Source organism: Paenibacillus sp. FSL W8-0186 (genome assembly GCF_037969765.1).
GTDB lineage: Bacteria > Bacillota > Bacilli > Paenibacillales > Paenibacillaceae > Fontibacillus > Fontibacillus woosongensis.
This window is the reverse complement of the sequence record NZ_CP150207.1, coordinates 5037687-5053250: the sequence shown is the minus strand read 5'-3', so window position 1 is coordinate 5053250 and position 15564 is coordinate 5037687. Positions and strand designations below refer to the sequence as shown.

Here is a 15564-nt window from a genome sequence, read left to right as displayed (position 1 = left end):
GTAGCGTCCATTGAAGCAAGAGTAATTAGGTGAGGAACGGGTATCTGCATAATGGATTTTGAGAGGAGACAACAATGAGAAAGATATGGTCCAACTTACGGCGAGTCATCGAGATTAACTCGCTGCGGAATCGTCTGCTGCTTGCGTTCACGATTATGCTGGTCATTCCTAATATGGTGATTATGGGGTCCAGTCTGACAAGCGCCAAGCATGAAATGGAATCCAAGATTGGGAGTTCATCCAAAACGAGCGTCGAGCTGATGAATGAAGCGCTGAATGCTTATATAGAAGCGCAGGTACAGAACGTCGAGCAATTGGTCATGCAGATGAATTCCAAGCAAATCGATGAAGGATCGCCAGAGGTACAGTCGATGCTGGAGCTGTTCATGGCGAAGCATCCTGGGCTTGAGCTGCTTACCGTAGGCAACAATAACAAGGCTTTTATGAAGGCGCCAGACCCAGGCCCGCATGAATATGATCCAACAGATAGGGATTGGTATAAGGCTGCACTTGCCGATCCACAAAAGACAGTCATTATCGATCCCTTTAAGTCATCGACCACGGGACATCATAATTTGTATATCAGCCGTGCGCTTCCGGATGGGCAGGGAGCCATGACCGTATCCTTTAACATGGAAGCCATCAACGAGTTCACCCGGAACGTGCAAATCGGCAGTGAAGGATTCGTATACATATTTGACCGCAGCAACAAGATTACATACCATCCGCAGTACGAGCCCGGCGATGATGCTGTGGGAGAGCATATTTCGAGAATTCAGGCGATGGATTCGGGATTTATCGATTACAAAAGCGAGCTGACGGGCAAGCCGCAGAGAGCTTACGTTCTGACGAACGAGCTGACGGGTCTTAAAATCGTCGGAGTTCTGGAAATTAACGAATTCGATAAAGCGATTGCCCCGATTGTCTGGACTTCTGTGATCGTGCTATGTATCGCGCTCGTCGTTTCTGGCCTCGCGCTATTCCTGATTATTCGCAGCGTAACGCGTCCCATTGAGCAGCTGAACGCCTCCGCGAAGCGCGTGGGAGAAGGTTATCTCAATGAAGAGGTTCAAATTAAGCGAAAAGATGAAGTCGGACAGCTCGCCGGGAACTATAACGAGATGGTCGCTTCGATTCGCGGAATGGTGATGGACGTCGCGGAAATCTCCAGCCAGCTTGCCGCTTCGAGCGAGGAGCTGACAGCCGGGACTGAGCAGAACGCAAAATCAGTCGAGCACGTCGTGGATCTGGTTCAGGTGTCCTCCGAGGGAGCCGAGAGACAGGCTAGCGTCTCGCTGGAGAGTGCCGATACGATGGACGAAATGTCCCAAGGTATTTATAAAATCGCCGAAGCATCGGGAGCGATTGTCGATTCTTCGTCCCAGACGGTTGAGGATGTGCGGTACGGCAGCGAAAAGGTGGAGCAGGTCGGCCTGCAAATGGAGGAAATCCGGCGTTCTACGGAGCAGTCGGCCGAGCTGATGCATAAGATGAACGAGCTTAGCGCCCATATTGCCGGGATGAGCTCAGCGATTTCGGATATCGCCGTCCAGACGAATCTGCTGGCGCTGAACGCGGCGATTGAAGCGGCGCGTGCCGGTGAGGATGGCCGCGGCTTCTCCGTCGTGGCGGGCGAAGTGAGGAAGCTGGCTGAACAGTCCAGGGAGACGGCGGAGCAAATCGGCGAGGATATCGTGCAAATGACGAGCTTGGTAGAGAAGGCCTATGCAGTCATGAACGGCGAGGTTGCAGATAACGTCAAACGCGGCATTAGCGTCACTACCGATGCGCAGAATGCGTTCCGGCAAATCGAGCAATCGACGCGTCATATTACGGAGCAGATTCACGACGTGTCCGCGATTACGCAGCAAATGTCGGCGAGTGCCGAGGAGATTGCCAATTCCGTGAAGCATATCTCGGAAACCTCGCAGCAGAGTCTCGACTCCTTCCAGAGCGTAACGGCCGCGACGCAGGAGCAGCTGGCCTCGATGGAGGAAATTTCGTCAGCCGCAGAGGGCTTGGCCCGTATGGCGGCGGATATGCAGACGAAGATCGAGCACTTCAAGGTCTAATCTCCTTATAGCAGCGCCCAGAGTATCTAATTGCACCCTTTAGAATAATGTTGGGAGAACCATCCTGGTCCAACCAATGAAATTCTAAGGGTGCATTTTTTATGCGATGCTAGCTATAGGCTGGAATATCAATGGATTAACCATATTAAATTAAATTCCCTTATTAACTTTCCGATAAAGATAGAATGTCAAATAAAAAAGGAGAGAGGCCTATGAAAACGAAGGTTATAATCCTGGTCCTGTTAGTCCTAATGCTCATCAGTGGATGCGGCCAGGCTGCCAAACTGGAGCCAGATGCTTTTTTGGACAAGGATATGTGTATTGAATCGATTCACGAGCCGGGAACAAATATTTGTTTTGGTATGAGTCGGAAAAAAGTTGAAAACATTTTGGGATCAGGCAAAGGAAATGACATTGAGCAACGCTATGGTGCCGCAACGATTTATTATCGTGATGATAAAGTTGTTGGGATCGAGCTAACTAAGGGAGATTGGTTTCAGACACCACGAGGGATTCATGTAGGTTCGACAAAGGAAGAAGCCGAGAAACAATACGGCAGCCGATATATGCATCCTGTTACACCGAATGGACTGTTATACAGCTTTTATCAATTCAATAAAAATCCGCTTGGCATTCAAGCCATAAAAAAAGAAAAGTCAGATGAGGAAATGGAGGGGATTTATGAAATATGGATTTTGGCAGACACACAAGATGTTGTTAATAACATTATGTTACTGGACGAACGCTTGTCGGTTGAAATGTGGTATTGGTAAATGATCATTTTACAGTTTTGATTTGAGGAGAATAGATATGCATAAATACATAATGTTTTTAGCCAGCATTATGCTGGTGGTACTTAGCGGTTGTGGAAAAGGAATTCATCTTACAAATGATGAACAGGGACTTCCCTATGCGGAGGAATTAGTCGAGAAGTCTTCGGAACAAATCGAAAGTTTAAAAAGTTTTTCCGTGGAGTCAAAGTATGTTTATAAATCATTTGAAAATCCGAATTTAAAAGAAGCTTCTGGAAGCAGTTCTACTAACACCAAAATCGAGTATGTCAAAAAACCGTTCTCTATGTATTCTCAACATGAAAGCCCCGACTTAGAAAGGATAGTCAAAGAGTATGTAACGGAACAATATGGTGTTGCCACATTTAGGGATGGTCAATGGGAAGTGGGTCCCGAGCTCGAAGGTTATACGTCCGGTATGATAGAGAACAATAAAAAATACGTTGATCCGTACCACGATTTAAAAAGCCTAACCACACAGGGTATGCAAGTAGAGCAGAAAGATGGAAACTATATTCTTACAGTTACAGGGAACCAGCATGAGGAGAGTGCTCACGAGGGCTTTTATGACGCTAAGACCCAGAAAATAATTACCCTCGTAGTGACGACCGACCACCAATCGAAACTTACCTACACGATTAATAAAAGGACCTTGTTGCCTGTCGAGCTTATAAAAGAAACCGAAACGACCCTCGACTATTCAGGAGATAAAAAGTATAGCGAGTTAAAGGTTGTCCATACATATCAAGATTTTAACGATGTTAATGAAAAGAAATTATTAGAAGGTGCTTATAAAGCCTCAGACCCGAGGTTTAGTGAGTGGTAGCAGAACTAAAGAAAGGGATGCCAGGATCTGGGGAAATAGCGATCGTAGAATTTGCGTACTTGTCCACTCCATTTTAATTGTTCAACTTATAATAAATGGATTAATAGTAGTTAGTTTCTGCGGTAAAGAAGAGGATGTAGATTTAAATGGATTTCATGTCTCTAAAAGAAGAGAAATTGCCAATAATGGTCTGGGTGCTTGATTGTAGGTGCATAAAATCCATCTGATCCCGGGAAACACTTGTTTAGAGCATCATTAGATGCATGAATTCCATTTAGTCACGACACAGCATAGTGAACAACAGCACCTTATATACAATGAACTAAAGATGGGGAGCAGCAGCGTGCACTCTTTAGAATAGACATTGGAAACCATTCTGGTTTGTCCGGTGAATTCTGAGGGTGCGCTTTTCTTTTTGCAAAATTAGATATTCTGAAAATATTGAATGATTTTGAGCAATTGTCTCCTGTAGCTCTACGGGACTCTCCATCTATACTAAAAGTAAGAAAAGGAGAGTGAACACATGGAACGAACAACACCTTTAGCTAACGGGACGCCTGAGCGTAAAAAGCCATTTCTCAAGCGTTGGGACTCTCCCATTGCAGGATATCTGTTTATTTCCCCGTGGCTGATCGGGTTTTTGGCGTTGACGGCCTACCCGATGCTGTTGTCCCTATATTATTCCTTCACCAACTATACTTTAATGAAACCGATCGAATGGGTCGGTATGGAAAACTACAACCGCATCTTTACGGCAGACGAGAAATTCGTCCAATCCGTCAAAATCACATTTTATTACGTACTGGCCTCGGTGCCGCTGAAGCTCATTGCCGCGCTGCTTGTGGCCATGCTGCTGAATAAGGCGGTGCGCGGGATTTCGGTCTACCGGACGGCCATTTACTTCCCGTCCTTGATCGGGGGGAGTATCGCCGTTTCCCTGCTGTGGAAAAACATCTTTGGCGTGGACGGCTTCTTCAACAAAGTCCTCGGCGTTTTCGGCATTCCAGGCACAGGCTGGGTGACGAACCCGGATACGGCGCTCTGGTCGCTAATCGTATTGTCCGTTTGGCAGTTCGGCTCTTCGATGGTTATTTTCCTCGCCGGTCTGAAGCAGATTCCGACGGATCTGTATGAAGCCTCCTCGGTGGATGGCGCGGGCAAGCTTAGACAATTTTTCAATATTACGCTGCCGATGCTGTCGCCAACCTTGTACTTTAACCTGATTATGGGGGTCATTAACTCCTTCCAGGTGTTTACGCCAGCTTACGTCATTACGGCCGGAGGCCCAATGAACTCTACTTATGTGTATGCGCTTTACTTGTATGAGCGGGCGTTCAGCCGTTATCAGCTCGGATATTCCTCCTCCTTGGCCTGGATTATGCTGCTGATGATCGTTGTTGCCGCTGTAGCTATTAACGTGACATCGAAATACTGGGTGTTCTACGAATCCGACAGCCAAGGAGGGAAAAAGAGAAAATGACCCAATCAAAATGGAAAGGCTTAACTCGTCATGCAATGCTCATCATATTCAGCTTGATTATGGTCTACCCGGTCATTTGGTGGATTGGCGCTTCCTTGAAAAGCAACCAGGAGCTGAGCTCCCCGTCGCTTTTCCCGACTGTACCCCAGTGGTCCAACTACGTTAAAGGCTGGCATTCGGTTCCCGGTTTTACGTTTACCGATTTCTATATCAATACCTTCTATTTGATTATCGCGGTGATTATCGTGACGGTCATTTCCAGTACGCTGGTCGCTTTTGGATTCGCCAGACTGGACTTCCCGCTGCGGGGCTTTTGGTTCTCGCTGCTTATGCTCACGCTGATGCTGCCGGGACAGGTGCTTATTATTCCGCAGTATGCGATGTTCCACCAGTTCGGCTGGGTCAATACGTATTTGCCATTTATCGTCCCCCACGCTTTAGCCGGGGGAGCGGGAGGAACCTTCTTCGTATTCCTGCTGATCCAATTCATTCGCGGTATTCCGCGGGAGCTGGATGAATCGGCAAAAATCGACGGCTGCAACTGGTTCGGAATCTATTGGAGAATTATCATGCCGCTGATGAAGCCATCGATCGTTACCGTCATCATCTTCTGCTTCCTCTGGAACTGGGATGATTTCCTCGGTCACCTGCTGTACATTAACTCTGTAGATAAATACACGGTAGGCCTGGCTCTGCGGATGATCAACGACTCCCAGGGCGGCGCGGAATGGGGACAATTGCTAGCTATGTCGCTTGTGTCTATCCTGCCGGCAACGCTGCTGTTCAGCTCCGCTCAGAAGTACTTCGTCGAGGGCGTTGCTACGACTGGAATTAAAGGCTAGCCAGCAAGGAACATAATCGTTTACAATGAAAAAACATTGAGGCTTATACAGCTTCAATGTTTTTTTAGATGATGAACGCATATGGAAAAGGGGACGTCCTTATGACTAATCCATTTAAAAGATACCGCATTGATCTTCTGTTCATCCTTTGCTTCGGCGGCCTGATTACGCTCGTGCTGGCCAGTACGGTATGGATCAGTTATGCCATCTCCTCCCGCGAGCTGGCCGAAAATACGTCTTATTACCAGAAACGGCTGCTGGAGGAGCTGAACAATGAAATTACGGGCAGGCTTACATCGATTGAGCAGGTCTCTCTGACGACTTCCAGAGATAACGATTTGCTTGCATTTCTGTCAGGCAAGGATGACATGTTCGACCGCTACCGGAGGTCGATGGGCATCAAGCAGGCACTGGCCCATCTAACCTATTCGATTCCGCAAATCCAGGCGATCGACTTGTTCCTGGAGCAGCCGCAATGGGGAGACAATCAGAGCTATATCCAGTTTCACCAGCTGGAAGCGGCGGAGGAGCAGCCCTGGTATGCGGCTCTGGAGAAGAACGACTTCGCTTGGTCAGAGGAACATCAGATTTCAACTTTTAAGGGAGAAGCGTCTGTGCTGAGCTTTTCACGGAAGATTTATTATAATACACGGTTTATGGGCATTCTGGTCGTCCATGTAAAGGCTGACTGGATCCGGAGCATGCTCGAGGGATACTCTCAGGATTCGAACCGCATCTTATTGGATAGGAACGGCAGGGAGCTGCTCAGCATCGGGAAGTCCTTGCAGGAAGCCGGTCTGGTGGAGTCCGATCCGCGGTTTACGGGCGAGTCCGGCGTGTTCCGTCTTAATACGCAGCCGCACAGCGTCGAGAACCTCATCGTTTATTCCAAGGTGGCGGATTCCGACTGGATGATCGTTGAGATCACGCCATGGAAGCAAATTACGGCAGGCAGCGTGAAGCTGGCCGGGGCGATTATTTCGATCGGCATTGGCGCCTTGCTGCTGGCCTTCCTGCTGACGCTCTGGTTAAGCCGGCAGTTTATGAAGCCGATGGCCCAGCTTGTCAAGGCGATGAAGACTTATGTCGTTGGCGGAGCGCAGCCGGAGCTCACGAGCGATTATACCAATGAATTCGGCGTGCTGTTTGCGGGCTACCGCAGGCTGAATGAGCGGATTGAGGCGCTTTATTTGTCGCTTGCCGAACGTTATGAGCAGCAGCGCAAGGCCGAAATTGAAGCGCTGCAGGCGAATATCAACCCGCATTTTCTCTATAATACGCTGGATCAGCTGAACTGGATGGCGATTGCGGAAGGCCAGGACAAAATGAGCCGCATCCTAGAGCTGATGGGCCGTATGTTCCGCATCGGCTTGTCTCATGGAGAAAGCTTCATTACGATTGGCGAAGAGCTTACGCACGTCGGTTGTTATTTAGAAATCCAGCAGCTAAGATGGGAGGACGGGCTGGAATACGAAGTGCATGTATCCCAAGAATTGCAGAAGCTATTTATTCCGAAGATGACGCTCCAGCCCTTTGTAGAAAATTCGATCATTCACGGGTTCAATTCCAGACAAAACGGCAAAATCGTCATTCAAGTGACAGAAGAGGGCGAACGCATCCGCATCGTCATCAAGGACGATGGAATAGGACTTTCCCATAATCATGATAAGGGGAATAACCGGCGCAAGGGCGGTTACGGCATACGGAACGTAAGGGAAAGATTCTCGGCTTATTTCGGTGAAGCCTTCGATATTGCGCTTGCCGACGGCGAGCATGGAGGGACGGTCGTATCGATTGTGTTCCCGCGGCTGGAGGAGGCGCCGGGCAAAAGTGAAAGATAATCGGACGATTTTATAATAAATTGTGCATCTCTCTTATACTCCAATCTACAAGGAATTGATAGGATAAAAAGTGACTACAATACATTTATCTTTTTAGGGGGTAAGTCAACATGATGAAATGGAAGCGATTGCAGATTGTTGCGGCATTGCTGGTATGTTCCTTGCTGCTGGCAGCTTGCGGCGGCAAAGGAGATAACACAGGAGCAACGGCTGGCAATACTCCGGCTGCATCCAATTCAGCTTCAGAGAAAGTAAAATTGCGGGTGATGTGGTGGGGATCCCAGCCACGCCACGAAGCTACGCTGAAAGCGCTAGAATTGTACACCGAGAAAAATCCGCACGTGACCTTCGAGCCTGAATACTCGGGGATGGACGGCTATCTCGATAAACTGTCTACTCAAGCGGCAGCGCACAACGAACCGGATATTTTCCAAATGGATCCGGGCTGGATTTCCGACTGGACGTCCCGCAACCAATTGGAAGCGCTGGATGGCAAAGTTAATCTGACTGACTTGACGCCAAGCCTTCTGCCGATTGGCCAAAAAGACGGCCAGCAATACGGCGTACCGCTCGGCTCTGTAGCATTCGGTATGATCTACGACAAGGCTGCTTTGGAAAAAATGGGCGTAGCTGCACCACAATACGGCTGGACGTGGGATGATTTCTTCGCCCTGGCGGAAGAAGTGAAGCCTAAGCTCGCTAAAGGCCAATATTTCACACTCGACTATGCCGGCAACTACTTCATGTTCAGCGCCTATCACTATGCTAAAGGCAAAGGCACGCTGATCACCGAAGACGGTAAATTCAACATCGACGAAGCGACATTCCTGGAGTGGACGAAGAAATTCGAACAGCTGCGCAACGACGGCCTGATCCCTCCAGCGGATTTGAACGCATCTGACAAAGAAATGGATCCGACAGCTGACCTGCTGGTTAACGGCAAAGTATTGTTCCGTTACTCTTTCTCCAACAACTACACGACTTGGGACAGCATGAAAGAAGGAGCATTCGATCTCATCTCTATGCCACGTGCTGAAGAAGCGGGCGGCTGGCTGAAGCCATCCATGTTCCTCAGCTTGTCTCCAAACTCGAAGCATAAGGAAGAAGCAGCGAAATTCATCGATTGGTTCATTAACGATCCAGAGGCAGGAACAATTCTTGGAACGGCTCGCGGCGTGCCTGCCAACGCGAAAATTGCAGAAAGCCTGATTCCGAACCTGCCGGAAGGCGAGAAAGTAGGCATGCAGCTGATCGACGCAACGACTCCGGACGGACAAACGTTTACGACGGGGCCGGAAGGCTGGGTTAACTTCATTGATAAAGATTTCCCGCTTGTGCGCGATGAGCTGAGCTTCGGCAGAACGACGCCAGAGAAAGCTTACGAGTCCTTGAAAAAAGCTGCGCAAGAATACGAGTAAACTTAATTTTAAATGCGTGTTTAAAAAGTAAGATTCGATGTCGCATGAGCTGCCTGATTTACTTCGTGATCAAAGAATGACTTTTTGAACAACCTCTAAAAAAAACGTCATGCCTGAGGGGCTTAACAGCTTATCAGGCATGACGTATTATCATCATTATAAGATTAGCAAATTGAACATCATGCGCAAACATCATGTTGCAAGAGGAGGGGCTCTACAGATGTGGAAGATTGGAATCATCGACGACGACCGTGCGGTGCTGCAGGGAATTCGGAGAGCGATACCTTGGGACGAGCTGAATGCAGAATGGGCGGGTGAGGCGCTGAACGGAGAAGAAGGGCTGGAGATGATTCGGTCGGCTTCACCCGATATTGTCATTACGGATTTGTATATGCCCGTGATGAACGGGCTAGACATGATCGAGCAGCTGCGGCAAACCGGGTATGCGGGCAAAGTCATCATCCTCAGCGGATATTCGGATTTTGAATATGCCCGTCAGGCTTTGCGTCTGAACGTAAGTGATTACCTATCCAAGCCGGTCAGCGTTCCTACCTTGAAGTCCGTACTGGGCCAGGCCATTGCCGATCTCGAGAAACAGGAAGAGAAGCGCATGAAGCAGGATGAATTGCTGCAGAAGCTGCGTCTTTACGAACCATTTGTCGAGAAGGAATGGGTTAAGTCGGCAGCGGCGGGCACCCTGCAGAACTCCCGTCTGGATACGGAGATTCCAACGCCCTATCGTCATTGGGCCGACTGCGATCATACCGTTCTCGGCATTGAATTGGTCCGTGATCAGCGGGCAACGAAGCTGAGCTTGCCGGACTGGAGCCTCCTTCGATTTGCAATCAGCAACATTATTTGCGAGCTAACCCAGGAGGCCTTTGCCTCCTTTGAATATACCGATTTGCATACGAACCGCTCCGTCGTCATCATTCACAGCGACCGTACGGAGCCAGATGGGCAGCTGCGCCAGAGGCTGGAGCAGCTTGGCGTCCGCCTGATCGATTGCGTCCAGAGCTATTTGAAGCTGAAGCTCCGCATCGGAATTGGCGAGCGCAAGAGCAGCATCAGGGAGATCGGCAATTCGACGGAAGAGGCCTTCCGCGTCATTGATCTGAATCCCCAGCCCGCGGTTTCCGGTTATGATCTGTATGTCTTTGCGCAGGAACTGCACAGCGAAGGCACAGGAACGCCAATCCGGCCCGTGAAGCTGTATTTGGAGCTGGCCGGAGCCATCCGGACATCGCAGGAGAATCAGGCGCGTAAAATTATTTTGGATTACATGACGCGCTTGGAGAAAGAAGAAGGCATCACGAAATCATACGTCGGCATGCTGGCAGGCGAGCTATGGGGAATTATCGCCTTTGCTTTTTATGAAATGGGGACGGTGCTTGACGATATTTTCTCGAATGATTCCATCACTCGGGAAATCGCCGATTTGAAGCGCCCCTCCGAGCTGGCCGAATGGCTTAGCGCCAAGATCGGCATTGTGTTCAGCAGCCGCGAATGGGGCGGCAACGGCAAGCACCGGCAGGCTGTCGACTTCATGATGGAATATATCCACGAGCACTATGCCGAGGATATTACGCTGGCCGGGCTGGCGGATAAAGTGTATATTTCGCGCAACTACCTGTCGATGATTTTCAAGAATATTACGGGCGAGACGTTTAATAATTATTTGACAAGAGTACGGATCGAGAAGGCCCGGGAACTGTTGATGGAGAAAAAAGCATTGGTTTACGAAGTGGCGGAAATGGTCGGATACAAAAACGTTCCGTATTTCAGCACCGTGTTCAAGAAGATCACGGGGATGAACCCGACGGAAATCGTGAAATGAAGAAGAGGTGGCAAAATGAACAGCAATTATGATTTGGCATGGCTGCGGTACGGCGGAGCGTCCGTGGAACGTTCGGCAGCGATTCAGCTATTTGAAGGGTATTTGAGCAATATCGTGGCAGCGGGCGAAGGGCCCTCGCCGTTGTTCCGCACAGCGGTGCAAGAGTTGACGGAGGGTCTAGCCAAGCTGACAGGCAAGCAGCCTGCGGTAGAGCCGAATGCAGCCGCGGACCGCTTTGTGGCTCTAGGAACCATCGGCGGTGCCGGCAATCCTCTGCTTAACGATTCGGTGGAGGGAGCGGAGGCGGCTCGCCTAGGGGAAGAAGGGTATATCATTCGCAAGGCAGCCCGTGAAGGCAAGGATTATATTCTTATTGCCGGGGGATCGGATAAGGGGCTGCTTTACGGTGTATTTCATTTCCTGCGCCTGCTGCAGACGGCGGGTCAATCTCCCGATGGGCTGAATTTGGTCGAAGCGCCGAAGTATCAGCTGCGGATGGTCAACCAGTGGGATAATATGGACGGAAGCATTGAGCGCGGATATGCGGGCCAGTCGATATTTTATCAGGACAGCAAAATCGTCTCCGACCTGACTCGCGTACGGGAATATGCCAGATTGCTGGCCTCCGTTGGCATTAACGGTATCGCCATTAATAACGTGAACGTGCACGAGGTAGAAACGAAGCTGATTACGCCTGAGCTTCTGCCTGACGTTGCCCGGGTTGCTGATGTATTCCGCGAGTACGGCATTCGCCTCTATCTCAGCGTGAATTTTGCCGCGCCGATCGAGCTGGGCGGCACGTCCACGGCTGACCCGCTGGAGCCAGCGGTACAGGAATGGTGGAAGCAGCGGACAGCGGACATTTATCGTTATGTTGCCGATTTTGGCGGATTCCTGGTCAAAGCGGATTCGGAGAACCGCCCGGGGCCATTCACCTATGGACGGGATCATGCGGACGGAGCCAATATGCTGGCTGAAGCGCTGGAGCCTTACGGCGGGCTCGTATTGTGGAGATGCTTCGTCTACGATTGCCATCAGGACTGGCGGGATCGCAAAACCGACCGGGCCCGCGCGGCATACGACCATTTCAAGCCGCTTGACGGCAGATTCAAGGACAATGTCATTCTGCAAATCAAGAACGGCCCGATGGACTTCCAGGTTAGAGAGCCGGTATCGCCGTTGTTCGGAGCCATGAAGCAGACAAATCAGATGCTGGAGTTTCAAATCACCCAGGAATATACGGGACAGCAAAGGCATGTATGCTATTTGATTCCGCAGTGGAAAGAAGTGCTCGAATTCGACACCCTCTGCGAGGGAGAAGGCAGCAAGGTGAAGGATATCGTTGCCGGGCAGGTTCATCCGTATAAACATAGCGGGATTACAGCGGTATCCAGCATTGGCGATGATTATAACTGGACGGGCCATTATCTCGCCCAATCCAATCTGTATGGGTACGGCCGGCTGCTTTGGAATCCAGAGCTGAGCGCGGAGGAGATTGCTGAGGAATGGACGAGCATGACCTTTGGCGTGAACCAGGATGTGGCGAGTACGATCCTGGACATTCTGATGGAATCCTGGCCGACCTATGAGAGCTATACGTCCCCGCTGGGCGTGGGCTGGATGGTTGTGCCGCATTATCACTACGGACCTGACGTGGACGGCTACGAATATTCCAAGTGGGGAACGTACCATTTCGCGGACCGGGACGGCATCGGTGTAGACCGGACCCTGGCTACGGGTACGGGATATTCCCACCAATATGTTGGCGCTAATGCAGCATTGTATGATAGTCTGGAATCTTGTCCGGATGAGCTGCTGCTATTTTTCCACCATGTTCCTTATACCTATGTGCTGAAATCTGGCAAGACCGTTATTCAGCATATTTACGACACGCACTTTGCGGGAGTGGAGCAAGTGGAGAAGTGGATCGCACGCTGGGATGCTTTGGAATCCAAGCTGGATCCGCAGCGCTTCGCCCATGTGAAAGAGCGTTTGCTGGAGCAGCTTGAGAGCGCCAAGCACTGGCGGGATGTCATCAATACCTACTTCTACCGCAAATCGGGCATCAAGGACCAGCATAATAGAGTAATTTACTAGTAGTTGTTTTGGCACGAGATAAGAGGAAGTGTCATCCATGGAGAACCCTGAACCCCAACTTCGGTTGGAATTCGGGGTTCTTTGCGTTTTTATTTTACGGTTATCGCCTCATTTCGTATGATGGATGTAACCAAAGTGAGGTGGATGAAATTGGAGGAACGGTTAGCAAAGGATATAAGAATAAATGGGATGGGCCAGGTGCCAGGCGGCAATTATGGAAAAATCAATACCGATGGCGCCGCGACAATCCAAGGGGAAGTGAGATGCGCTTCGTTTACAGCGAACGGATCATTGAAGCTGACGAATTCGATATACGCAGAGCAGTTTCGCCTAAATGGAACGGGCCGTAGTTCGGGGACGATTGCCGGAGGGAAGCTGCGTGTGGATGGAACGATGAAGCTGGATGGCGATGTGAGCTTTAGCAGCATCAACATTAACGGGATGCTGCAGGCCAGGGGCGGAGCGGTTGGTGAACAAGCACATATCGACGGCGGGATGAAGCTGGACGGGTCGGCACAATACGAAACACTGAAGGTCCATGGCCTCCTCCAGGTCTGCGGGAGACTGCGCGCAAGAGAATTGGATATCGTGATGGCCGGAGCATGCCGTGCTAGTGAAATTAGAGGCGAGCGCATCAGCGTCCGCAAAAGGCTGGGGGCTAGCCGTGTGTTAGCCTGGCTGTCGTCTTCATTAGCACCCTGCTTAACAGCCGAGCTGATTGAGGGAGATGACATTGTGCTGGAGGCCACCAAAGCGGGGGTTGTCAGGGGAAATACGATACGGATCGGTCCGGGCTGCGAGATAGACCACGTGGAGTACAGGGTACATTACGAGGCAGATCCTGGTGCGTCGGTAGGCAGGGCAGGACAGGCGCCCTAAGGCGTTCCCGTCCGCTTAAACTATTTTTGCCTGACCGGAAATCATGCTGTGATATTTCGTTGATCGCCGTTATTCCGCTTCGATGTAGCCTTTGCGCCCGGCGGCGTATCCAAAGAGGATCGTCAGCAGGGACAGTGAGGTAATCGTTGCCAGCGGCACCGTCCAGTTGCCGCTTTGGTCGTGAATGAAGCCGAACAGGGTCGGGCCGACGGCGGCTAGCAGGTAGCCGAGGGATTGCGCCATGCCGGACAGTCCGGCCGCCTGATCTGCGGTTCGCGACCGCAGTGCGAAGAACAGGATGACAAGGCTGAAGGTGGTGCCGCAGCCAAGTCCGATAGCCATAATAAACAGCGGGGCCAAAGCCGGGGAACCGAGCCATACTCCGCCGAAGCCGAGCAGGAACAGCGCGGAAGAGCCGGCGGCTAGTCCTTTCTGGCTTTGCGTTCTTGAAGCGATGAGCGGCATCAGGAATGAGCCAGCCATACTGGCGATTTGCATCAGAGAGAGCATCCAGCCGGCTGTTCCGGGAGCCATCCCCTGCTCCTGGAGAATTTCCGGCAGCCATGAAATGCCTATGTAGAACATGATCGATTGAAAGCCCATAAAGATCGTTACTTGCCAGGCAATGGCCGATTTCCAGACGGCTCCCGTCTTGCGGTAGGAGCTCGCGCCTTTCGCTCTGCTCTTATCGCCGCTGCGGCGCAGCTGCGGAATCCAGGCCAATGCCGTCGCGGCCGACAGGATCACCCAGTAGACGAGAGCGCCTCTCCATCCGGCGTTCCGCGAGAGCGGGATGCTGATTCCTGAGGCGATGGCCGCCCAGCCATTCATGGATGAGGTGTACAGGCTGGTCATCAGGCCGATGCGATGGGGGAAATCGCGTTTGATCAAGCCGGGCAGCAGCACGTTGCAGACGGCAATCGCGCTGCCGATCAGTGCGGTGCCGAGAAACAGAGCCGGATTATTCGGCATGGAGCGCAGCAGGATTCCCGCGGTCATGATAATCATGCAGAAGAACATGGTGCGTTCCATACCGAACCGCCAGCCCAGCTTAGGAGCAGCAAGGGCGAAAATAGAAAAGGCGATCAGCGGCAGCGTGGTCAGCATTCCTGCTGCGGTATGACTCAGTCCCGTACCGCTCTGGATCTCGCCAATCAGCGAGCCCACACCGGTCAGAGGCGAACGCAGCGTCGCTGCCGTAAGCAGGATGGCTGCAATCAGCAGGGCCGCTGCACCAATCCGTCGTTCGGCCGGACGGTTGCCGGATTTGGGGGTTGCACCAGAGTTATAACTGGAGTCCGGGTCGGAGGAAGAGTGTGTGTCAGCTTCACTTGCTGATAATACAGGTGCGTCGTTTTTTGTTTTTGTCATAGCTGTAGTACTCCTCCTGATCAATGTTGCCGTGCTTATTAAAATTGGCTTAACCTTAACATATGAAAACTTTTACAAGCAATAGTCAAGTTAGGGAAAAAGCCTAATAT

Annotated in this window: 11 protein-coding genes; 10 read left to right on the top strand and 1 reads right to left on the bottom strand. The window is 50.8% G+C overall.

Annotation, left to right across the window (positions count from 1 at the left end):
* The first annotated feature begins 74 nt into the window (after positions 1–74).
* The 10 genes from MKX50_RS22675 to MKX50_RS22630 all read left to right on the top strand — a co-directional run bounded on the left by MKX50_RS22675 (position 75) and on the right by MKX50_RS22630 (position 14083).
* A complete protein-coding gene (locus MKX50_RS22675) occupies positions 75–2072 on the top strand; it encodes a methyl-accepting chemotaxis protein (RefSeq protein ID WP_339157829.1) in 1998 nt (665 codons plus the stop codon).
* 212 nt (positions 2073–2284) lie between these two features.
* The gene (locus MKX50_RS22670) at positions 2285–2845 is read left to right on the top strand and encodes a hypothetical protein (RefSeq protein ID WP_213593692.1); all 561 of its coding nucleotides are present in this window, start codon (positions 2285–2287) and stop codon (positions 2843–2845) included.
* 37 nt (positions 2846–2882) lie between these two features.
* Complete coding sequence (locus tag MKX50_RS22665) at positions 2883–3689, top strand: DUF6612 family protein (RefSeq protein ID WP_339157828.1); 807 nt, start codon at positions 2883–2885, stop codon at positions 3687–3689.
* A 523-nt stretch (positions 3690–4212) separates the two neighbouring features.
* Entirely contained in the window at positions 4213–5169 is a 957-nt protein-coding gene (locus tag MKX50_RS22660) for a sugar ABC transporter permease (protein WP_155612546.1), read from the top strand.
* Entirely contained in the window at positions 5166–6011 is an 846-nt protein-coding gene (locus MKX50_RS22655; protein WP_155612547.1) for a carbohydrate ABC transporter permease, read from the top strand. Before MKX50_RS22660 ends, MKX50_RS22655 begins: the two co-directional genes overlap by 4 nt.
* 101 nt (positions 6012–6112) lie before the next feature.
* Positions 6113–7852, top strand: a complete 1740-nt coding sequence (locus MKX50_RS22650) for a sensor histidine kinase (RefSeq protein ID WP_213593697.1) — start codon at positions 6113–6115, stop codon at positions 7850–7852.
* 110 nt (positions 7853–7962) lie between these two features.
* A complete protein-coding gene (locus tag MKX50_RS22645; protein ID WP_155612549.1) occupies positions 7963–9270 on the top strand; it encodes an ABC transporter substrate-binding protein in 1308 nt (435 codons plus the stop codon).
* 220 nt (positions 9271–9490) lie between these two features.
* Positions 9491–11107 carry a response regulator transcription factor gene (locus MKX50_RS22640; RefSeq protein WP_155612550.1) on the top strand — a complete coding sequence of 539 codons (1617 nt, stop codon included), beginning with the start codon at positions 9491–9493 and terminating at the stop codon, positions 11105–11107.
* A 15-nt stretch (positions 11108–11122) separates the two neighbouring features.
* Positions 11123–13204 (top strand): alpha-glucuronidase family glycosyl hydrolase, encoded by a 2082-nt coding sequence (locus MKX50_RS22635; RefSeq protein WP_339157827.1) that lies wholly within the window; start codon positions 11123–11125, stop codon positions 13202–13204.
* Positions 13205–13354: 150 nt separating this feature from the next.
* Entirely contained in the window at positions 13355–14083 is a 729-nt protein-coding gene (locus MKX50_RS22630; protein WP_155612552.1) for a hypothetical protein, read from the top strand.
* 69 nt (positions 14084–14152) lie between these two features.
* On the opposite strand, the gene MKX50_RS22625 is transcribed toward MKX50_RS22630, so the two are convergent.
* Positions 14153–15454, bottom strand: a complete 1302-nt coding sequence (locus tag MKX50_RS22625; protein ID WP_155612553.1) for an MFS transporter — start codon at positions 15452–15454, stop codon at positions 14153–14155.
* Positions 15455–15564: the final 110 nt, after the last annotated feature.